General features: G+C 69.2%; 20 protein-coding genes. 13 read left to right on the plus strand and 7 right to left on the minus strand.

What is annotated here, in order from left to right; genetic code table 11:
• The first annotated feature begins 1 nt into the window (after position 1).
• The 8 genes from Q664_RS00275 (at position 2) to Q664_RS00310 (ending at position 9135) form a co-directional block, all read left to right on the plus strand.
• The gene (locus Q664_RS00275) at positions 2-820 is read left to right on the plus strand and encodes an ABC transporter ATP-binding protein (RefSeq protein ID WP_043388419.1); all 819 of its coding nucleotides are present in this window, start codon (positions 2-4) and stop codon (positions 818-820) included.
• Positions 817-2067, plus strand: a complete 1251-nt coding sequence (locus tag Q664_RS00280) for an MlaD family protein (RefSeq protein WP_043388421.1) — start codon at positions 817-819, stop codon at positions 2065-2067. The genes Q664_RS00275 and Q664_RS00280 overlap by 4 nt, the downstream gene beginning before the upstream one ends.
• A gap of 110 nt (positions 2068-2177) precedes the next feature.
• Positions 2178-3620 (plus strand): ferritin-like domain-containing protein, encoded by a 1443-nt coding sequence (locus Q664_RS00285; protein WP_052517482.1) that lies wholly within the window; start codon positions 2178-2180, stop codon positions 3618-3620.
• A gap of 34 nt (positions 3621-3654) precedes the next feature.
• Complete coding sequence (locus Q664_RS00290; RefSeq protein ID WP_043388424.1) at positions 3655-5058, plus strand: hypothetical protein; 1404 nt, start codon at positions 3655-3657, stop codon at positions 5056-5058.
• Positions 5055-5927 (plus strand): hypothetical protein, encoded by an 873-nt coding sequence (locus Q664_RS00295; protein ID WP_043388426.1) that lies wholly within the window; start codon positions 5055-5057, stop codon positions 5925-5927. The genes Q664_RS00290 and Q664_RS00295 overlap by 4 nt, the downstream gene beginning before the upstream one ends.
• A complete protein-coding gene (locus Q664_RS00300; RefSeq protein ID WP_052517483.1) occupies positions 5911-7299 on the plus strand; it encodes a radical SAM/SPASM domain-containing protein in 1389 nt (462 codons plus the stop codon). The genes Q664_RS00295 and Q664_RS00300 overlap by 17 nt, the downstream gene beginning before the upstream one ends.
• Positions 7300-7304: 5 nt before the next feature.
• Positions 7305-8756: a flavin-dependent monooxygenase QhpG gene (gene qhpG / locus Q664_RS00305; RefSeq protein WP_043388429.1), complete on the plus strand. Its 1452-nt coding sequence runs from the start codon at positions 7305-7307 to the stop codon at positions 8754-8756.
• 46 nt (positions 8757-8802) lie between these two features.
• Positions 8803-9135 (plus strand): MazG nucleotide pyrophosphohydrolase domain-containing protein, encoded by a 333-nt coding sequence (locus tag Q664_RS00310; RefSeq protein WP_043388430.1) that lies wholly within the window; start codon positions 8803-8805, stop codon positions 9133-9135.
• A 2-nt stretch (positions 9136-9137) separates the two neighbouring features.
• On the opposite strand, the gene Q664_RS00315 is transcribed toward Q664_RS00310, so the two are convergent.
• Both Q664_RS00315 and Q664_RS00320 read right to left on the minus strand, forming a co-directional pair.
• Positions 9138-10388, minus strand: coding sequence for a hypothetical protein (locus Q664_RS00315; RefSeq protein ID WP_043388433.1), 1251 nt, complete (start codon positions 10386-10388; stop codon positions 9138-9140).
• A 22-nt stretch (positions 10389-10410) separates the two neighbouring features.
• Positions 10411-11343 carry an AraC family transcriptional regulator gene (locus Q664_RS00320; RefSeq protein ID WP_052517484.1) on the minus strand — a complete coding sequence of 311 codons (933 nt, stop codon included), beginning with the start codon at positions 11341-11343 and terminating at the stop codon, positions 10411-10413.
• A 166-nt stretch (positions 11344-11509) separates the two neighbouring features.
• Between Q664_RS00320 and Q664_RS00325 the strand changes: the two genes are divergently transcribed.
• The gene (locus Q664_RS00325; protein ID WP_043388435.1) at positions 11510-12247 is read left to right on the plus strand and encodes an SDR family oxidoreductase; all 738 of its coding nucleotides are present in this window, start codon (positions 11510-11512) and stop codon (positions 12245-12247) included.
• Positions 12248-12285: 38 nt separating this feature from the next.
• Here Q664_RS00325 and Q664_RS00330 read toward each other — a convergent pair whose 3' ends face one another.
• The 4 genes from Q664_RS00330 to Q664_RS00345 all read right to left on the minus strand — a co-directional run bounded on the left by Q664_RS00330 (position 12286) and on the right by Q664_RS00345 (position 15900).
• Complete coding sequence (locus tag Q664_RS00330; RefSeq protein ID WP_043388437.1) at positions 12286-12540, minus strand: hypothetical protein; 255 nt, start codon at positions 12538-12540, stop codon at positions 12286-12288.
• Positions 12541-12614: 74 nt separating this feature from the next.
• Entirely contained in the window at positions 12615-12941 is a 327-nt protein-coding gene (locus Q664_RS00335) for a hypothetical protein (protein WP_043388440.1), read from the minus strand.
• 166 nt (positions 12942-13107) lie between these two features.
• A complete protein-coding gene (locus tag Q664_RS00340) occupies positions 13108-14577 on the minus strand; it encodes an ELWxxDGT repeat protein (protein ID WP_043388442.1) in 1470 nt (489 codons plus the stop codon).
• A gap of 204 nt (positions 14578-14781) precedes the next feature.
• Entirely contained in the window at positions 14782-15900 is a 1119-nt protein-coding gene (locus Q664_RS00345; RefSeq protein ID WP_052517485.1) for a Kelch repeat-containing protein, read from the minus strand.
• A 135-nt stretch (positions 15901-16035) separates the two neighbouring features.
• On the opposite strand from Q664_RS00345, the gene Q664_RS00350 reads away from it, so the two are divergent.
• The 4 genes from Q664_RS00350 to Q664_RS00365 are packed head-to-tail and all read left to right on the plus strand — an operon-like array spanning position 16036 to position 18841.
• Positions 16036-16806, plus strand: a complete 771-nt coding sequence (locus Q664_RS00350; RefSeq protein WP_043388444.1) for an SDR family NAD(P)-dependent oxidoreductase — start codon at positions 16036-16038, stop codon at positions 16804-16806.
• 34 nt (positions 16807-16840) lie between these two features.
• Entirely contained in the window at positions 16841-17371 is a 531-nt protein-coding gene (locus Q664_RS00355) for a hypothetical protein (RefSeq protein WP_043388445.1), read from the plus strand.
• Between the two features lie 55 nt (positions 17372-17426).
• The gene (locus Q664_RS00360) at positions 17427-18110 is read left to right on the plus strand and encodes a hypothetical protein (protein ID WP_200883639.1); all 684 of its coding nucleotides are present in this window, start codon (positions 17427-17429) and stop codon (positions 18108-18110) included.
• The gene (locus Q664_RS00365; RefSeq protein WP_043388446.1) at positions 18107-18841 is read left to right on the plus strand and encodes a hypothetical protein; all 735 of its coding nucleotides are present in this window, start codon (positions 18107-18109) and stop codon (positions 18839-18841) included. The genes Q664_RS00360 and Q664_RS00365 overlap by 4 nt, the downstream gene beginning before the upstream one ends.
• A 24-nt stretch (positions 18842-18865) precedes the next feature.
• Here Q664_RS00365 and sitI6 read toward each other — a convergent pair whose 3' ends face one another.
• Positions 18866-19609, minus strand: a complete 744-nt coding sequence (gene sitI6, locus Q664_RS00370) for a SitI6 family double-CXXCG motif immunity protein (RefSeq protein ID WP_043388448.1) — start codon at positions 19607-19609, stop codon at positions 18866-18868.
• Positions 19610-19628: the final 19 nt, after the last annotated feature.

A 19628-nucleotide genomic window follows, 5' to 3' on the forward strand; every position in this document is an offset into this window, starting at 1 on the left:
GATGCTCTTCCGTCACCGCACGTCTCGTCTGGAATTCCAGCCGCCCACCCGGGGCGAGGAGCTCATCCGCTTCGAGCACCTGAAGAAGTCCTTCGGGCCCAAGCGCGTCTACGATGACCTTCAGCTCTCCGTGTACGCGGGCGAGACGCTCACGGTGATTGGCGGCTCGGGCACGGGCAAGAGCGTGCTGCTCAAGTGCCTCATCGGGCTGCTGCGGCCGGATGAGGGACGCATCGTCTTCGAGGGGCAGGAGCTCACGGAGTTCCGCGAGGAGGACTTCATCGACGTGCGCCGGCACGTGGCGATGGTGTTCCAGGGCTCGGCGCTCTTCGACTCGCTGACGGTGGGGGAGAACATCGCCTATCCGTTGCGCGAGCACTTCCCCCACATGCCGCCGGAGGAGATTCGCGAGCGGGTGGCCCGGAAGCTGGAGCTGGTGAACCTGCCGGGCATCGAGGACATGAAGCCCGCGGACCTGTCTGGCGGCATGAAGAAGCGCGTGGGCCTGGCGAGGGCCATCGCCACGGACCCGGAGGTCATCCTCTGGGACGAGCCCACCACGGGGTTGGACCCCGTCACCACCGAGAACATCAACCAGATGATTCGTTCCATGCAGAAGCAGCTCGGGTGCACGTCCATCGTGGTGACCCACGACATGATGAGTGCCTTCACGGTGTCCGATCGCATCGCGATGCTGGCCAACCGGCGCATCGTGCAGGTGGGGACGCCGGAGGAGATGAAGGCGTCCACGGTGCCGGAGGTGCGGGCCTTCCTGGACGCGCGGCGGCAGGAGCTGTGGACCCAGGAGGAAGCGCGATGAGCCTCTTCAGCACCACCTCGGCGGAGAAGCGCCAGGCGCTGCGGGTGGGCGCCTTCGTGGCCATGGCGCTGGCACTGGCGGGCCTCGTCGTCTTCCTCATCGGAGAGGAGACCCGCCTGTTCCAGAAGGATGTGGAGTACCGCACCTACTTCGAGAACGTGGAGGGCCTGTCCGAGGACTCCCCGGTCTGGCTGGGCGGCCTGGAGGTGGGCCGGGTGGCCGGTTTGAACTTCCCCTCGAGGCCCGGGGAAAGGCGGCTGGAGGTGGTGCTGCGGATGAGCGCGCAGCATGCGTCGCGGGTGCGAGGGGACTCGGTGGCGCGGCTGTCGAGCATGGGCGTGCTGGGCGACAAGGCCGTGGACATCACCATCGGCTCGCCAGAGCAGAAGCCGCTGGAGCCGGGGGCGGAGATTCCGAGCGCGGGCGGCGCGGACATGTCCTCGCTGTTGCGCAGCGCGGCGCAGGTGATGGATGACACGGTGGCCGTGAGTCACGCGGTGCGCGGGTTGGTGGAGTCTCTCGCCAGCCCCCAGATGACCGAGGACCTCGCCTTCAGCATGAAGAGCCTGCGCAAGCTGCTCGAGGAGGTGGAGACGGGAGACGGCGCCCTGCACGCGCTCATCTATGACAAACAGACGGGCGACGAGGTGAAGCGGTTGATGGCGAATGCCTCGCGCACGGCGCTGCGGATGGAGAAGGCGCTGGGGCACGTGGAGGGGCTGCTCGACGAGGTGGAGAACGGCGACGGCACGGCGCACGCGCTCATCTACGGGAAGGAGGGCGCCAAGGCGCTGGGCGAGCTGGGCGCGGCGGCGGGGCAGCTCGCGATCCTCATGGAGGACGCGAGGAAGAACCCGGACGGCACGGTGCACCAGCTGGTCTACGGGAACGCGGGCAACATGCTGGCGGACCTGGGGAGCGCGGCGGCGGACATCAAGCAGATTACGTCCATGGTGGCCAGGGGCGAGGGCTCGCTGGGCGGCATCCTGAAGGATCCCACGGTGTACGAGGACCTGCGGGAGATCGTGGGAAACGTGCGGCGCAACAAGGTGCTGCGCACGCTGGTGCGCTTCGCCATCAGCAACAACGACAACGTGCAGTACGTGGGCCGGCCCATCGAGCCGCCGAAGGACGACGAGTCACGGACGGGAATCGGTGGCGCGGGAGAGTCCTCGCCGGACGCACCGAAGACACCGCTCATCCTGCCGTTGCCGCCGCCCGTGCCTTCGGGCTCGAACCCTCACTGAACGACAGGTCTTCTCCGAAAACGTAATCGTGGATTGACTTTCACCAGACACGGATGGTCTCGTGAAAGCGCTGCATCCACGACGTCGCGGGAGGGGACATGCGTTCACGGATGAGCAGGCGTCTGGGCTCGGTCCTTCGGTTCGGGCAGGCTCCAGAGGTTCGCACCCTGGCGGCCAACGCCATGAAGGGGACGAAGCTCCTGGTGCGCACCGAGCCCGAGCTTCCCCCCGGATATTCCTGGCACGACTACGCGGTGCTGTTGCTCCACATCGCCGCCGAGGTCGAGCATGCCCTGATGGTGCAATACCTGTACGCCGCCTACTCGTTGGGCGGGCCGCAGGTGCCTCCGAAACACCGCGACCGGGTGCGGCACTGGCAGGAGGTGGTGCTGGGCATCGCCAAGGAGGAGATGGGCCACCTCATCACCGTGCAGAACGTGCTGCGCCTGATTGGCGGGCCGCTCAACCTCGACCGCGAGGACTACCCGTGGGGCAGCGAGTTCTACCCCTTCGACTTCACCCTCGAGCCGCTGACGAAGGATTCCCTCGCCCGCTACATCTTCGCGGAGGCGCCAGCCGGCTGGGACGACGCGGAGGCGCGGGAGATCAAGAAGCGCGCGGGTGCCTCCGGCCAGACGCTGCACCGCGTGGGTGAGCTGTATGACCGGATGCAGAAGATTCTCGCCAACCCCGAGTACGTGAAGGACGCGGACTTCCAGGCCGCCACCACGACGTTCCAGGCCTCGTGGGACGAGTGGGGACGCGGCTACATGCGCGGCGCCCGGGGACAGAGCACCACCACCCGCCGCCAGAAGACCCCCGATGTCATCGTCCGGCCGGTGAGCACCCGCGACGAGGCCGTCGAGGCGCTGGCCGCCGTGGGCAAGCAGGGCGAGGCCCGCTTCTTCGACCCGGACGTGGACGAGGAGTCGCACTTCCGCCGCTTCCTGAACATCTATCGGGACTACCCCGAGGGCGAGTGGGTGCCCACGCGGCCGGTGCCCATCAACCCGAAGACGGAGCTGGACCTGGACGCCAACCGGGTGGTGGTGAGCCCCCTCAAGGCCACGTCCCGCGCGGCCGCTGCGGCGGCTCCGGGCGTCACCATCACCCACCCCGAGACCTCCCGGTGGGCGTACCTGTTCAACCTGCGCTACCGGATGCTGCTGGTGAACCTCTCGCACGCCTACGAGCTCGCTGGCGCGCTCGGCCAGGGCGACGCGCTCACCGCGCGCGGACTGCTCATCAACCGCACCTTCGGCGAGATGTACAACGTGCGCTCCCTCTCCAACATCCTGGTGGAGCTGCCGCTGGATACGTCGGGCTCGGGCAGGGTGGCCGGGCCTCCCTTCGAGATGCCCTACTCGCTGGACCTGCCCGCCACGGAGGCGGACCGCTGGCGGCTCCACCGCGACCTGCTGGAGTCCTCCCAGCACCTCACGGCGGAGCTGCTCAGGGAATACCCCCAGCGGCACACCGACTATCTCCGAGCCCTGGAAGACCTGGACGCGGAGGCCCTCGCGAGCGTCCGCAAGATGATCCCGAAGTCCTGAGCCGCACCCGCTCCGCCTCACCGGAGGAACTGGCGTGACCATCAAGGAATTGCGAATCCTTCCCCCCCTGGCCATCGCGCGTCTTGGCGCGGCCTCGGAGCCGCTCGACAACTACGAGCTCGCGGTGGACCCCGAGGATCCGCTCGGGTTCCGGCGCCTCGAGCCCGCTCCCACCTTCCGCGTGGATCCGGTCTCGGGCGCCATCTCCCAGGCCTTCCTGCCCGAGGAAATCCGCTTCAAGTCGCCCGAGGGTCTCATCCGGCCCGTGGCTCCGTTCCTGGAGGTGTGGGCCGTCACCTCGAAGGACAGCCTGGTCCCCCTCACCCTGGAGCTGCTCGCCGAGAACGGGCTGGGCCCCTCGGACGTGAAGTGGGAGGTGCGCGTCGGCAACATCAAGATCTTCCGGCGCACCGGCGAGCGCAACGACAAGATCCTCGCGAGCACCGGGCGTTTCTCCGACCACGCCATCCATGAGCTGGAGGGCCAGTGCCGCAACTTCCGGACGGGCAAGGTGCTGCCGCTGGGCGCGGTGCGCTACATCCGGCCCACCGAGGAGTTTCCGGAGATCCGCCTGCGCTTCACCCCCGCCCACGGCAAGGTGTACGGCTCCAGCCCTGACCTGAAGGGCGCGGACGGCAAGCCCACCCCGGACAAGAACATCGCGGACGTCCTGTACGACCCGAAGAAGGGCAAGTGGCAGGGCTACGCCGAGAGCGCGGGCCCGACGCTGACCATGCCCGCGCAGATCTACGCCGGCTTCTCGCGGACCACCAAGGAGGGCGTGCAGGAGCAGGTGAGCTACGGGTACATCGACGACGAGTGCGATGGCCTGGTGCATGTGCAGCTCAAGCTCAAGGGCGCGGCCGAGCCGCTGAAGGCCTTCGCCCGTATTGGCGCGGGGCCGCCCGCCTTCGCGCCGGACAGCTTCCCGGTACGCACGGTGGAGGATGACCTGGAGCAGGCGCTCCACGGCCCCGAGGCCAACCCGCGTGACGCCTCGCTCGAGGCGGCCGAGGACATCGTCCGGCGGGCCTTCGAGACCATCCGGTTGATGAACACCGCGGTGATGAATGGCAACACGGTGAATGGTCAGGTGGACGTGGCCAGCACGATGGTGCGCCAGGACACGGCGGACACCGGCCGCCTCTTCGAGCCCATCATGGCGCCCTCGCTGGTGGACAACCTCACCATCAAGTCCCTGCACCAGAACGTCTTCACGGCGCTGCGCAGCGGGGCGGCTCCGTGGTTCTCGGACGTGCTGCGGCGCCACGACGAGGTGGGAGACCTGAGCAACAAGGGCCGCCGCAAGATGCCCGCGCTGATGCGAGGCGCGGACGGGCGAGCCCTGGCGCTCACCCGCCGGCAGGTGGACATCATCCGCAAGGCCGCGCGCAGGGCCCAGTTCCAGCAGTCCAAGCCGGGAGGGGACGAGGAATGAAGAAGCTCGATCCGAAGAACCTGTCCGCGCAGCTCCGCTACCGGGCCGCCGGCAATCCTCCCGGCACGCTGCCCTCGTCCGCCATCTCCAACTGCTTCCCCGGGCTGGAGTTCGACTTCCGCAACGTGTGGCGCCGCATCTTCGTGGGCATCACCCTGCACGAGGCGGACAACTACGTGCTCGACGCGGAGCCCCGCTTCAAGCACCTGGTGGGCCACCGGCTGTTGCGCGTGGACGGACAGCCGCTCGTCGTGCCCGTCATGGGCCCCCAGCGCCCCGGGGCGGATCCCATCCAGCTCACCAGCTCGGCCAACCCCGAGGGCGTCACCTTCATGGAGTGGTCCAACGCCCTGGCGGAGCTGCTGCAAACCAAGGCGGGCAAGAAGGTCCGGTGTGAATTCACCGTGAAGGAGTCCCCGCTGCCCGCCGCCCTCCCCACGGACAAGAAGCCGCTGCTCGTCGAGGAGCTGGAGTTGCGGCCCTTCTTCGCGAAGGGTGAGCAGGGCCCGCTGGCCGTCATCGCCGAGGAGCTGGCCGAGCCGGGCGAGCTGACCCAGGGCCTGTGCTCGCCGTGGCAGAACGACTACCGCGAGTGCGCCTGCTACTACTGGGCCGCGAGCCGCCCGGACTACGTGAACGTGGAGCAGGGCCCGCAGGGCACCAGCGTGGGCATCAACTGGCTCCAGAAGGACCGCGGCCCCGAGGCTCCCCAGCAGTACGTGCTGGACAACCGCGAGGACACCCGGCTCGTCTCGTACGACGACCTGTTCCGCCACTGGCAGGAGTCCCTGCACTTCCAGGTGGAGGGGCACGACCAGGACGTGGTGACCCTGCCGGAGGGAGGCCCCCCGGATGCGCGCTCCAAGTGAGGTGCTGGCCGCTCCACCGGCCACCTCCGAGGCGCGGCGGCTCTTCTCTCTGTCCGCGCCTCACGCGCCCTCGGTGCACCTCTTCCAGACGGAACAGGGCCACCACCTGCTGGTGGTGAATGGCAGCCGCCTCTTCGACGTGGACGCCGAGGTCTTCGAGTCCCTCGACCGTGCGCGGCTGGCGCGGGACGAGGCCTCGCTGCAACGGCAACTGGAGGAACTGGGCGTCTCCGAGGCGCCCTTCATCGACGACCAGCCGGTGGAGTCTCCGCCGGTGCGGGCGCTCTCGCTGGCGGTGGCGCAGAAGTGCAACCTGGGCTGCACGTACTGCTACGCGCAGCAGGGGGACTTCGGCGGCCCGGCGCGCAACATGCCGTTGCGGACGGCGCTGGACTCAGTGGAACTGCTGCTTCGCGACGTGGGCCAGGGAGAGCGCGTCAACCTGTCGTTCCTCGGCGGGGAGCCGCTCTTCAACCGGAGCGTCATCCGGGCCGCGACGCAGCGGGCCCAGGAGCTGGCCCGGGCCCGGGGTGTCTCGCTGACCCTGTCGCTCACCACCAATGGCACGCTGCTGAACGCAGAGGACGCCGACTTCCTGGAGGAGCACGGCTTCGCGGTGACGGTGAGCCTGGACGGGCTCCAGGAGACGCATGACCGGCTGCGCGCCTTCAAGGGCGGCCAGGGCAGCTTCGCGCGGGTGATGGAGAACGTGGCGCCGTTGCTGTCCAGGCAGCGGCGGATGCAGGTCTCCGCGCGCGTCACCGTCACGCCGCGCAACCTGGCGCTGCGCGAGACGCTCGATGCCTTCGTGGACATGGGGTTCCACAGCGTCGGCTTCTCGCCCATGCTCAGCTCGCCCACGGGCCGTGACGAGATGGGGCACGCCGAGCTGGAGTTGATGCTCGAGCAGATGGTGGCTTGCGGACGGGAGTTCGAGCGGCGGCTCATCGCCGGTCAGCGCTACCCGTTCTCCAACATGGTCAATGCCATGCGGGAGATTCACAAGGGCACTCACCGCCCCTATCCCTGCGGCGCCGGCGCGGGCTACTTCGGCGTCTCCGCCAGTGGCGAGCTGGCCGCGTGCCATCGCTTCGTGGGAGACGAGGAGGGCGCCATGGGCGACGTGGCCACGGGGGTGGACCGGACGCGGCAGGCGCGCTGGCTCACGGAGCGCCACGTGCACCGCCAGGAGCCGTGCCGCTCGTGCTGGGCGCGGTACATGTGCAGTGGCGGGTGCCACCACGAGGTCATCCAACGGGGACGCCCGGCCTGCGACTACATCCGCGGCTGGCTGCACTACTGCCTGGAGGCCTACAGCCGGCTGTCCCAGGCTCGGCCGGACTACTTCGGCCTGACTCCCGCCGCCGGGTGAGTGGCGTGGACACCCGGTTCGAGACGGAGGTCTGCGTCATCGGCGGAGGGCCGGCGGGGGCAGCGCTCGCCTTGCGGCTGGCGAGGCTCGGCCATGCCGTCTGCGTGGTGGAGCGCCACGCCTTTCCCCGGCCCCATGTGGGCGAGTCGCTGACGCCTGGGGTATGGCCCCTGCTCGATGCGCTCGGGGTGGTGGACGAGCTGTGGCGGGGAGGCTTCCTGCCCGCGCTGGAGTCGCTCGTGTGCTGGGAGGAGCCCACCGGGAGGCGCGTCCGTGGGCGGGCGGGGGAGCCCGGACTGCTGGTGGACCGGGGACGTTTCGATGCGCTGTTGCTGGGCGCGGCGGCGTCGGCGGGTGTGCGGGTGCTCCAGCCGGCCGTGGCGCAGCGGCCCGAGCGGACCGAGGAAGGCTGGGAGCTGCCGGTGCTTCACGAGGGACGGCGGCTCGTCGTGTCGGCGCGGTTCCTCGCGGATGCGAGCGGACGGACGGCATGCCTGGGCGGCCGGAAGCAGATGGTCTCCGCGCGCACCCTGGCGTTGTATGGCTATTGGCGGGGGGAGACGCCTCACGGTCCGGAGACCCGCGTGGAGGCGGGGCCGGACGGCTGGTATTGGGGCGCGCACCTGCCGGATGGCACCTTCAACGCCATGGCCTTCGTGGACCCGGAGCTGCTGCGCGAGCGGGGCATCGGGCGGAGGACGCTGGAGTCCTTCTACCGGGAGCTGCTGGGCCGCTCGAGCCTGTTGGAGGCCTGGACGGCCCCGCGCCTGGTGGGGAGCGTGCTCGCCTGTGACGCGACCTGCTACCGCGACACCGTGCCCATCGAGCGCGATTGCCTCAAGGTGGGCGAGGCCAGCTTCTCCATTGATCCATTGTCCTCCTCGGGGGTGCAGAAGGCGTTGCAGACGGCCCTGAGCGGCGCCGTGGCGGTGCACACGCTGCTCTCCCGGCCCGAGCACGCGGAGGCCGCACTGCGCTTCTACACGGAGGACCAGCGCTCCTCGGCCGAGCAGCACGCGGCCTGGGCGGCGGGGTACTACCGGGACGCGAGGCGCTACCAGGAGAGGGCCTTCTGGAAGCGGCGGGCCCTCGCACCGGCCGCCATGGCTCCGCCCGAGGTGAGGCCGCCCCTGTCGGAGGACGGACTGAGCCACCGCCGCTGGCGCCTGGCGGGTGACGCGGCCCTGGTGGACACGCCCTGCATCGTCGGAGACGTCATCGAGCTTCGCCGGGCCGTGAGTCATCCCCGGCTCGGAAGACCCGTGGCCTACCTGGAGGGGGTCGAGCTGGCGCCCCTGGTGGAGTGGCTCGGCCAGGCGCCGGGTGAGGGGCTGACGATGCCGCAACTCGCGGACACGTGGGCGAGGCGGATGCCGTTCCGGCGGAGTGTGGCCATCATGGGCTGGCTCTACCGTCAGGGACTCCTCACCGAGGTCACCGCGCACGGTCCCCGCTGAGCACCGTGGTTGACAGCCGGGAGGCTCGCCAGCGAGGAAGGAGGGCATGATCACCCTCCCCGAGAACGCGTCGATGAAGGACTACCAGCGGTACATCCACGAGCTCGAGACGATGCATGGATGGCTGAAGGTGGACCTGGTGCACAACTGCTTCCTCATGGGCGAGGAGCTGGGCGAGCTGTTCAAGGCGGTGCGCCGCTACAACAAGCTCTTCGACGAGGGACAGGGCACGCCCACCGAGCAGGCGAAGGCCAACCTCGCCGAGGAACTGGTGGATGTCTTCAACTACCTGGTGGCCATCGCCAACCGGGTGGACGTGGACCTGGAGCAGGCGTTCCGCGAGAAGAACGCCAAGAACCAGCAGCGCACCTGGAGCTGAGGCTACTCCCGGCGGAGCACCAGGACCTGACGAGCCCGTCCCGGGACCGAGCAGTACAGCCGGAACACGTCCGGAGCCTCCAGGGGCTCCGCCAGGGATTGGCACCAGTGCAGCAGCTCGCGCAGGGAGGCGTCGTCCTGGAGCCGCAAGCGCTCATCGGTTGCGACGCGGTGGCGGATGCGGGCCAGCGCCGCGGCCGAGACTCCGGCCAGTGTGCCCGTGCGGGTGATGAAGTACAGGCGGCGCAGGAAGGGGCCCTGGCCGGGCTCTCGCCGGAAGTGTCGGAAGGAGGCGCGCGCGAAGACGAAAGGCTCGCCGTCCTGCTCGTGTACGGCTTCACGGTCGAAGTGCCCGGAGCGGAAGTAGCGGGTCCGGTACTCCTTGGGGTCGTAGTGCGCGGTATCCCCCGTGAACCAGGCCAGGTTCTCCTGGCGGCGGCGGAAGCCGTGGGCCACGTCATTGAGGTTGCGTTTCACCTCGACCAGGGCGAGCACCTCCACCGGCTGCCCGGGGCGGAGCGGCTGACGGATGAGCAGTTGGTCGAGCTCGGTCCGCGCCGCGCCGAGCCCCACGCCCGTGAGCACCCGGAGGCGCGCCGTGGCCCCGGTCCGTGCGCTCCCGAGCAGCTCGGGCACGATGTGTTGCCACGTCAGCGCGAGGGTCTGTTGCTCGAAGTCTCCACCCGAGTGTCCGGACCGGTGCCCCTGGTCCCGCAACAGCTCGGCCAGCTCGGCTTCCGCGCGCTCCAGCCCGAGGCGTGAGCGGAGTTGCCTCGACTCCTCACGGATGCGGAGCAACTCCTGACGCGGAAGGCTCTCCTGGGTCAGTCGTGCCTGCTCGTGTTGAAGTGTCTGCTGTCTGTCCTGGAAGCCCGCGAGCTTCCGCCGCAGGCCTGGCTGTGCTTCCGGCTCGGCCCGAGCGAGCGCGGCCCCCAGCCCGGCGATGGCTTTTCCAGCCTTGGTGAGCTCCTCTTCTATCTGGAGCAGGCGTGCGAACTGGGGAGAGGCCTCGTCCGCGGCGGTGGCGCGACGGCAGGTTCGCTCCAGCGCGCGGAGCTCGGGATGGGCCCGCCGCAGGTCGCGGATTCGAGTGCGTTGAACGAAGGCGGGATCCGACTCCCAGAAGGGCAGTTGGTGGGCGAGCCAGCGCCGGAAACCCTCCAGGTCGAGGCCACGGAGGTCCACGGCCTGCCGCAGCAGGCGGCGCAGCTCGCGCGTTCCTCGGGCAACGGGGAGTGCGGAGGAGGAGTCCATGAGGGATCCGCGGAGCCGTCACTCAGGACGCGAGCTGTACTTCCTGGCGCTGCCGCAGCCGCCGCTGGTCCCGCGCGGGCGGTGCCCCGAACAGGCGGCTGTACTCGCGGCTGAACTGGGAGGGGCTCTCATAACCCACGCGGAAACCCGCCGTGGCCGCGTCGACGTCCTCGCTGAGCATGAGCCGGCGAGCCTCCTGGAGCCGCAACTGCTTCTGATACTGCAACGGGCTCATGGCCGTGACGGCCTTGAAGTGGTGGTGGAGCGAGGACGTGCTCATGTGCACCTCGCGCGCGATGTCCTCGATGCGTAGCGGCTCCGCGAAGTGCTCCTTGAGCCAGCCGATGACCTGGGCGATGCGTTGCGCCTGACTGTTGGCCGTGACGATCTGGTTCAGCCGCCAGCCGTGCTCTCCCTTGAGCAGGCGATAGAGAATCTCTCGCATGGCGAGCGGGGCCAGGGCGGGAATGTCCTCGGGCGTGTCCAGCAAGCGCACCAGCCGGAGCACCGCATCCAGCAGGAGCGGGCAGGTGTCTCCAAGGTACATGCCTCGTGCGGACGTCCGTTGGGCCGGTGCGGGCAGACGTGCCTGGAGGAGCATGTCGGCGAGCTCTCCCGGATCCAGGTCGAGCCGGAAGCAGAGATAGGGCACCTGGGGCGTGGCCTGCAGCACCTGGCCCGTGATGGGAAGGTCCACGGAGACGACGAGGTGGCGCGAGGCGTCGTACAGATACACGTCCTCGCCCACCATCACCCGCTTGCTGCCCTGGGCGATGATGCACAGGGCGGGTTGATGGAGGGTGTGGACCGGCTCACCGGGCCGTGAGGAGCGGATGAGGCCCATGCGCTCGATGGCCGTCGGGTGCACGCCGTCGCGAGGAGCGAATCGTTCGATGGCCTCGGCCAGCTCGGCCATGCGCGGGTTGCGTGAACGCGGGTTCTGCGGGGTCGCCATGCCCTCAACCTACTCCTGCTCGGGCGGCTTTTCCTGGCCGCTTGCAGGATCAGGCAAGAACCCGCCGGGAATGGGCTACCGGCCTTTTTCCGCCCCGTCTATTGATTGCTCACTCCCGGCACCCACTCGCCGGGGAGTTTTTAGGACAACCATCGAGGAGCGCATCATGTCTGGAATCAAGGGAAAGGTCATCGTCATCACCGGAGCGAGCAGCGGCATTGGCGAGGCAGCCGCTCGCCTGCTGGCCCGGAGTGGCGCGCACGTGGTCCTGGGCGCCCGGCGCACCGACAAGCTCGAGAAGCTCGTGGGAGCCATCAACTCGGAAGGCGGCTCGGCCCGCTACCGGCCGCTGGATGTGACGCGCCGGGAGGACGTGGAGGCGTTCGTCGAGTTCGCGCGGGCCACGTTCGGCCGCGTGGATGTGATCATCAACAACGCGGGAGTCATGCCGCTGTCCAGCCTGGAGGAACTGAAGGTCGATGAATGGAACCGGATGATCGACGTGAACATCCGGGGCGTGCTGCATGGCATCGCGGCGGGTCTGCCCGTGATGAAGAAGCAGGGGCGTGGGCAATTCATCAATGTCTCCTCCATTGGGGGACACAGGGTTTCGCCCACGGCGGCCGTGTACTGCGCGACCAAGTTCGCCGTGAACGCCATCTCCGAGGGGCTTCGCCTGGAAGCGGGGAGCGACATCCGGGTGACGGTGATTTCTCCGGGAGTCACCGAGTCGGAGCTCGCCGACAGCATCACGGACCCAGCGGCGCGTGAGCGGATGAAGGAGTTCCGCCGGATCGCGATTCCCCCCGACGCCGTCGCCCGGGCCATCCTGTATGCCATCGAGCAGCCGGACGACGTCGATGTCAGCGAGGTCATCGTGCGGCCGACCGCCAACAAGAACTGACTCCCTGGAACTCATCCTGGAGGAGTTCGCACCAGCGGTCAGGCGGCCAGGCGCTGGCCGCCTGCCGTCACACGCACGGCAACGGGCTGCAGGCGGGCCGCCGTCGGGCTGAACGCCATGGCGCGGGCCGTCCGGTACAGGAGGTGGGTGGTGACCGCGATCGAGCCCACGAACGCCACGAACGCGAAGATCGCCTGGCCGTAGCGGATGTCGAGCAGCAGCGCGGCGATGGTGATCGCGTAGCCCAGCGCGTACATCACGAAGCTCTTGAAGGTATTGGGCGGCGTCGTCATGAGAAGTGCTCCATGCTGTGTGGGGGTTCCCTTACACAGATGGGTCCACTTCCCGGTTGTGACGGGAATCTTCCCTACCAATGCGCGAAAAATGAAACGAGCAGGGCGGCCAGCGCCATGATGCCAATGACGGTGAGGGCCGCGGGCGTGCCCCGGAAGATGGCGCCGAGATTGTCCGGCTCCCCGCGGTGGTCCCCGTGCGGCGTCCGCTCGACGATGGTCCGGTCGATGAGCAGCACGGTGAGGCTCGCCGCGAGCCAGACGCCCACGGCCAGCCAGGGCACCGAGCGCATCAGGTAGCCCAGCACGACCGCCACGGTCGCGATGGCATACGCGATGGTGTACGCCACGAGTGTCCGGGTTCTGAAGTAGTTGCTGGGGCGGCTGGTTCCGCGGACCATGGCGCACTCCTCTCCCGCCGCAAACGTGGGGCGTCACCAGCAGGCGGGCAATCCCAGGCGTGACGGAGGCTCGGGGCCTCGTCACGCCTGTTCGCCTCCTGGGCGAGCGGCGCGGCATCCCCGGGCTGGAGACGTCCGGAGTCCCCCCGGGTTCTCGTGTCCGGCCCTACCGGCAGCGATCCTCGGGACGGAAGGGCAGGGCCCACAGCTCGCGGCCGTGCGCGCCGTCATCCGCGCTGAAGAAGACATCCCAGCCGGAGCGGATGAAGCCGCTCGGACTGGAGCCCGTGGGCCCCGGGACCAGCTCCGTGAGCGCTCGCGTGCCGCGTGGCGTGCCATCGCTCACCCATGCCTCGCGGCCCTTCCCCGCCGTCTCCGCGCTGAAGAAGAGCGTGCCCTGGATGGCCGCCAGCTCCGTGGGAGACGAGCCCGGTGCGCCCGGCTCGAGCTCCTTGAAGAGCCGCGTGCCGCCAGCCGTCCCATCGCTCACCCACAGCTCGCGCCCGCGCACGCCGTCGTCCGCGGCGAAGAAGAGCCTGCGGTTCATCACCTTCAGCGCGCCCGGCCGGGAATCTCCCGGGCCCGGGTGGATGTCCTCGAGCACCCGGGTGCCCCTCGTCGTGCCATCGCTCACCCACAGCTCCTCGCCCTCGGGTTCTCCCTCCACATCGCTCCTCGCCCTCCCGGCGCTGAAGTAGAGCTTCCCGTTCAAGGCCGTCAGGTCATGCGGATAGACCCCGCGGAAGAAGCGCAGCTCCCTCGTGCTCCCCATCGTCCCCCGCGTCACCCACAGGCTCGCCTCTCCCTCGTCGTTGTCCACCAGGAAGAACACCCGCTCGTTGCCCACCGGCGTCATGCTGAAGACGACGTTGTCCTCGACGGCCTCGAAGACCGGGGTGGCTCCCGGTACGCCCACGCTGCGCCAGAGCTTCACGTCGCGGCCCACGTTGGCCACGAAATAGAAGGCATTCGGCGTGCGCGTCATGCGGCGCGGGCTGGACCTGCCTGGCTCGTCCGGCTCGAAGATGTCGCCGCCCGGGTACAGGTCCTCCAGCAGGAAGGTGCCCGCGGCCGTGCCGTCGCTCACCCACAGCTCGCGGCCGTTCACCCCGTCATCCGCGGCGAAGTAGACCCGCCCATTGAACTCCACCAGGTCGCTCGGGCCGAGCTCCAACGGCGAGGCATGGATGTCCTTCACCAGCCGGGTGCCCGCGGCCGTGCCATCGCTCACCCACAGCTCGCGGCCATGCACGCCGTCGTCCGCGGTGAAGAAGACCCTGCTGCCCACCACGGTGAGCTCGTTGGGCTCGGAGCTGTCGAGCCCCGGGCGGATGTCCTTCACCAGGAAGGTGCCCGCTCCCCCCGTGCCGCTGCTCACCCACAGCTCGCGGCCGTTCACGCCGTCATCCGCGGTGAAGAAGAGCCCGTCCTCTCCGCGCACCAGTCCCTCCGGCTCCGAGCCCGGCGCGCCGGACCGGATGTCCCTCAGCAGGCGCGCCGTGTCCGTGCAGGGCTTCCAGGTGACGCTCGCCTCCCGCGTGGAGATTCCCTCGTCCGCGGGGGTCTCGTCCTCGAGGGGAACGGCACAGCCCGTGGCGAGTGCCAGCAGGGCCGGAAAGGCTCTCCAATATCTCATCGTGTGCAGCTCCTGAGTGCGGCTGGCGCCGCGTGGGGCCGCAATCTGCTCACGAGAGCCGGGTTGCCCACCCGTGCACGGGTGCGATGGGCGGTCGTGCATCGACAGTCATGCAGTCGTGCGCGCGGTGGCGCGCACAACCGGACGCGAGCCACCGGGCGGGCGAGTGGGCGCCCTCCCGGTGGCCTGCCTCACTTCGTCCGCTCAGCGCGTGAAGCGTTCCACGGAGCGGGGGCCGCTGCTGTTGCCGCCCACGAACAGCACCTCGCCCGTGTGGAGCAGGGTGGCCGTGGGGGACGTGCGGCCCTGCCTCATGTTCGTGGTGGGGGTCCACGCGTTCGTCTCGGGGTCGTACACCGCCGCCTGGCCGATGGCGTCCGTCACCAGCACTTCACCCGAGTAGAGAATCGTCGCGGAGAAGAGGGGCGTCATGTCGTACGGGAAGGGCGGGCCGAGGGTCCACTGGTTGTTGAACGGGTCGTAGAGCTCCACCGTGTTGCCGCCGTCGATGCCGCCGACGATCAGCACTTTGCCCGAGTAGAGCCGGATGGCGCCGTGGCCGTGGCGGGCCCGGGCCAGGTTGCCGGCGGGTGAGAAGGTGTTCGTGGCCGGGTCATAGAGGCTGACCTCGGAGGAGGCGGTGCTGGTGCTCGACCACAGGTAGCCGCCGCTCACCAGCACCTGACCCGAGTAGAGCACCGTCAGGGTGGCGCGGCTGCGCGGGGTGAAGGCGCCCGAGACGCCGCTCCACGTGTTCGTGGCCGGGTCGAACACTTCCGCCTGCGGCCCGGTCCAACGGGTGGGGGTGTTGCCACCCACGACCAGCACCTTGCCCGAGTCGAGCAACGTGGCGGTGTGGTTTCCACGAGGCGTGTTCATGGGGCTCGCGGAGCTCCAGGTGTCCGTGGCCGGGTCGTACAGCTCCGCGTTCAGGGTCCAGTCGCCCCAGGTTCCGGCATGGCCGCCCGTCACCAGCACCTGTCCCGAGGGGAGCTCCGTCGCGGTGTGGAGGGAATGGGCGTTGAGCGGAGACGCCGTGCGCCGCCACGCGTTCGTGTACGGGTTGTACACCTCAGCTCCGCTGCCATCGACGACGAGCACGTCACCCGGACCGTTGAGCAGGGTGGCGGTGTGGCCTCCGGAGTGCGCGAGCAGTGATGAGGCATTGCTCGTCCAGGTGCCCACCGGCGTGGTCAGCGCGGCCTCGTGGGCCTTCAGCGTGGCACCAGGCGCCTGTGGGGGCGGCGCTCCGGTTTCGGGTTGGCATCCACCGGCCATGGATGCGAGGCCCGCCAGCAACAACGACAAACGGGTCGTCTTCATTGTACCCCTCCCTATGGGTAGCGTGCGGTCTGGGGGTTGACCGCGATGTCAGTGTAGCGGGTGCCGGGGTGTGCTGCTCCGCGTCTGGCGGATTGCCCTGATTCCGAGGCAGGCGCCGGGATAGAAGGTGTTGCCATGGATCTGGAATTGAAGGGCAGGGCGGCACTCGTCACGGGCAGCAGCAGGGGGATTGGCCGGGCCATCGTCACGGTGTTGGCTCGAGAGGGGGCGCGTGTGTGTTTGAGCGCGCGCGGCGCGGAGGGACTGGAGCAGGCGGCGGCGGAGCTGCGGGCGTCCGGTGCCGAGGTGGTCACCGTGGTGGGTGACGTGGCTACACCGGAGGGCGCGGCGGCGGCGGTGGAGGCGGCGGTGAAGGCCTTCGGGGCGCTGGACATCCTCGTCAACAACGTGGGCGGCAGTGGGGGCGCGGGAGCCTTCGACGTGGCCACCGCCGCGCAGTGGAAGGACGTGGTGGACCGCAACCTCATGGCGTCCGTGTGGTGCAGCCAGCACGCGGTGGAGGCGATGAAGGCCCGGGGCGGCGGCTGCATCGTGCACATCAACTCCATCTACGGCCGCGAGTACGGCACCAGCGCGCCCTACACGGCGGCCAAGGCGGGCCTGATGGCGCTCACCAAGGAGATGGCGTTGGATCTGGCGCGCCACCGCATCCGCGTGAACGGGGTGGCGCCGGGCTCCATCCTCTTTCCCGGGGGAAGCTGGGACCGGCGGCGGCAGGCGCTGCCGGAGAAGGTGGAGAAGATGGTGCGCGAGGAATTGCCCTGGGGCCGCTTCGGCACGCCCGAGGAGGTGGCGGACGTGGTCGTCTTCCTGTGCTCCGAGCGGGCGCGGTGGGTGACGGGGGCCACGGTGCCGGTGGATGGTGGACAGGGCCGTGCCTTCTGACTCGGGCGGGGCGCCGCTCGTGTAGAGTGCGCGCGTGCTGAGGCTCTACAAGAAGGAAGGCGACACGCTCCGCTACTGGGAGGCCTGGGTGAACGGGGACACGCTCACCGTTCACCAGGGAGTCGTGGGTGAGATGGGGGAGCAGCGGGACACCCCCGTTCCGGCGGACGAGGACCCGGACATGGTCATCGCCCAGGCCGCCGAGCCGCTCGTGGACCAGGGGTATGACGAGCCGGATCCAGAGGCCATGACGCCGCTCGTCATCCAGTACGCGCTGCAAGGAAAGGGCTCGGGGCAGGACTTCCAGAAGCGCCACTCGGTGGAGGAGGTGCTCACGGATGCGCTGGGCTGGACGGGCAACGGCGAGGTGGAGGGCGGCGAGACGCAGCCCGGGCGCATGAATGTCTTCTGCCGGGTGATGGATCCGGACATCGCCGTGCGCACCTTCCTCGAGGTGCTCGACGACGAGGAGTTGCTGGAGGGGGCGATCATCGCCCTGGTGCCCGAGGATGGGGTGTCCCGGGTGCTCTGGCCCGAGGCGAACACGGGCCCCTTCCGCGTCTGAATCGGACGGGGGGGTGGATGGATCGCCGGGGCTTGGACGGGGCAGACTGCCGTTCGTGACCTCGCGTCTCCCCTTCGTCCTGTTCCTGCTCACCCCGGCCGTGGCGCTGGCTGGGATGCCGAGCTACCTGCTGTCGGAAATCGCCTCGCAGCGCTTCGAGGCCATCTCCTTCTTCCTGGCGCTCTTCCTGCTGGTGACGCTCGCGGTGCGGGCCCTGTGGAACCGGCTGGGGCGCGACGTGCCCCGGCTGCCGAAGCTCGGTTTCGGCTCGGCGCTGGCGCTGGTGTTCCTGTGGGGGTTGGGCTTCCAACTCGTGCTGTCGATGATCGCCGGCGGGCGCGAGCTGATGACGCCGGGAGCCTGGGAGAAGAAGGGCGTCACCTATCGGCTCAAGGAATCGGAGCTGCCCTCGGAGAAGGAGCTGGTGCTCCAGGCGCGGCGGCAGCGATTGGAGGAGCTGCGCGTGGCGCTGTGGGCCTACGCGGCCGGGCACGGGAGGGCGTTTCCCCCGAGTGACTTCGTCCCGGAGATTCCCGAAGAGCGCTGGAAGGTGTTGGGCGGCTCGGGTCTGCACTTCGTCTACGTGAGCGGGCTCGAGGCGGACGCGCCCGCGACGCCGTTGGCCTACGAGCCGGGCCTCTTCGGCCCCGAGCGGTGGGTGCTCTTCACGGATGGAGACATCCGCCAGATGCCCATCGCGTCCATCCACGAGGCGCTCGCGGCGGGAGGCACCCCGTGAAGGTGACGAAGATCTCCGGATGGGTGCTCGGCGTGGTGGTCCTGATGATGTTGTTCACCTGCTCGGGCCAGGTGTGGCTGATGCAGGTGCCCTGGTTGCTGGTGGTGGGGTGGGTGGACTTCCTGCTGGGGGTGGTGCCGGGGGTGACGTGGCGGTGGGACGCCATCGCCGAGACGGTGGCGGTGGTGGCGGTGCTGGGCGTGGGCTCGCACCTGTTCCTGCGCCGGCTGTGGCGGCAGCTGCGCCCCGAGGACACGCGAGCGTGGCCCGTGCGCTGGAGTGTGTCGCTGGTGGCGCTCCTCGTGTTGCTCTTCAGCGCGACGATGGCCACGGTGGGGATCGGCCACCACGTGGGTTGGCTGGCGTCGGGCCGGGCGCCGCTGACGGAGAGCTCGTGGCGCTTCAATCCCAGGCACATGGAGTGGGACAACGAGGGGCTGTGCCAGGATGCGATGGACCTGTCCAGGTCTGGTGTGCCCGATGCGCGGATCGCCCAGGTGCTGCTGAGGGGAGACGGGGTGACGCGCATGAAGGCCGAGCGGCTGCACGTGGTGCCCTGGCGGGGGGCCGGTGGTGAGGCGGGCTTCCTCGTCTTCCCGCGCGATCCCATCTCGCGCGAGCGCGCGGGCGGCGTGCACTGTGGAGGCGGCGTGGAGCAGGAGTCCTTCCAGGCAGCGGAGTTGCCGAAGCTGCTCGCGGGGCCTCGGGTGGCCGCGGATACGGCGCCGTGAGGCGTTGGCCGGCTTCGGCGAGCTTTACTTCACCGAGGCGCGCTTCTTGGGGCGGGAGACGGGCACGGGCTTGAAGACGACGCCATCCAATTCGAGACGCTTGCAGGCCTTGGCGAAGCGCTCGGTACAGACGATGACGGTGGAGAAGTCCTCCAGGCGGAACACGTCCAGGTGACTGGGGAGCGTGGCCGCGTCCAGCAGGAGGTCCTCGGGCAGGGAGAGCGCAACGTGGCCACAGCGTGGGCAGGGAGGGGCGCGATCAGGGGGAAGGCAGTCCGCGTGCGCGCGGCCCACGGGGAGAAGTTCCAGTTCGAAGAGCTCGGGTGCGTTGCGCTGGCGGAACCGCAGTTGTGTGGGGCAGCCCTTGAGCCCTTGCAGTCCTTCAGCCAGGAGCTTTTCGAGGGCTTCGCGCTGGGCCAGCAGCCACCAGGGGTAGGACGTCACGAGTTGACCAAATCGGCCGAAGGCCGTGCCCACGATGGGGCCAAGATTCGTGCCCGGTTCCAGCAGGGCGCCCGGGGGCAGAAGCGGACGTACCAGCTCACACAGCCGCTCGTACTCTTCGATGGGTTCGGCCCGAGGTTCCACGAAATCAGCGAGCGAGGCCACCTCGGACAAGTCCACGGATGGATAGGCTCTTGAGTTGTCACCCCATGTGACCCCGCAGGCAGCGCAGGTGTCGACCCCCGGAAGCCCCCACTTGTGGGAGCCGGTAATGGCTCCCGTGTAAACAGGGGCTCTGTCTTCTTTGACAGTGAAGAATTTCATCGGTGTTTCCTCGTTGCCC

The organism is Archangium violaceum Cb vi76 (genome assembly GCF_000733295.1).
Lineage (GTDB): Bacteria > Myxococcota > Myxococcia > Myxococcales > Myxococcaceae > Archangium > Archangium violaceum.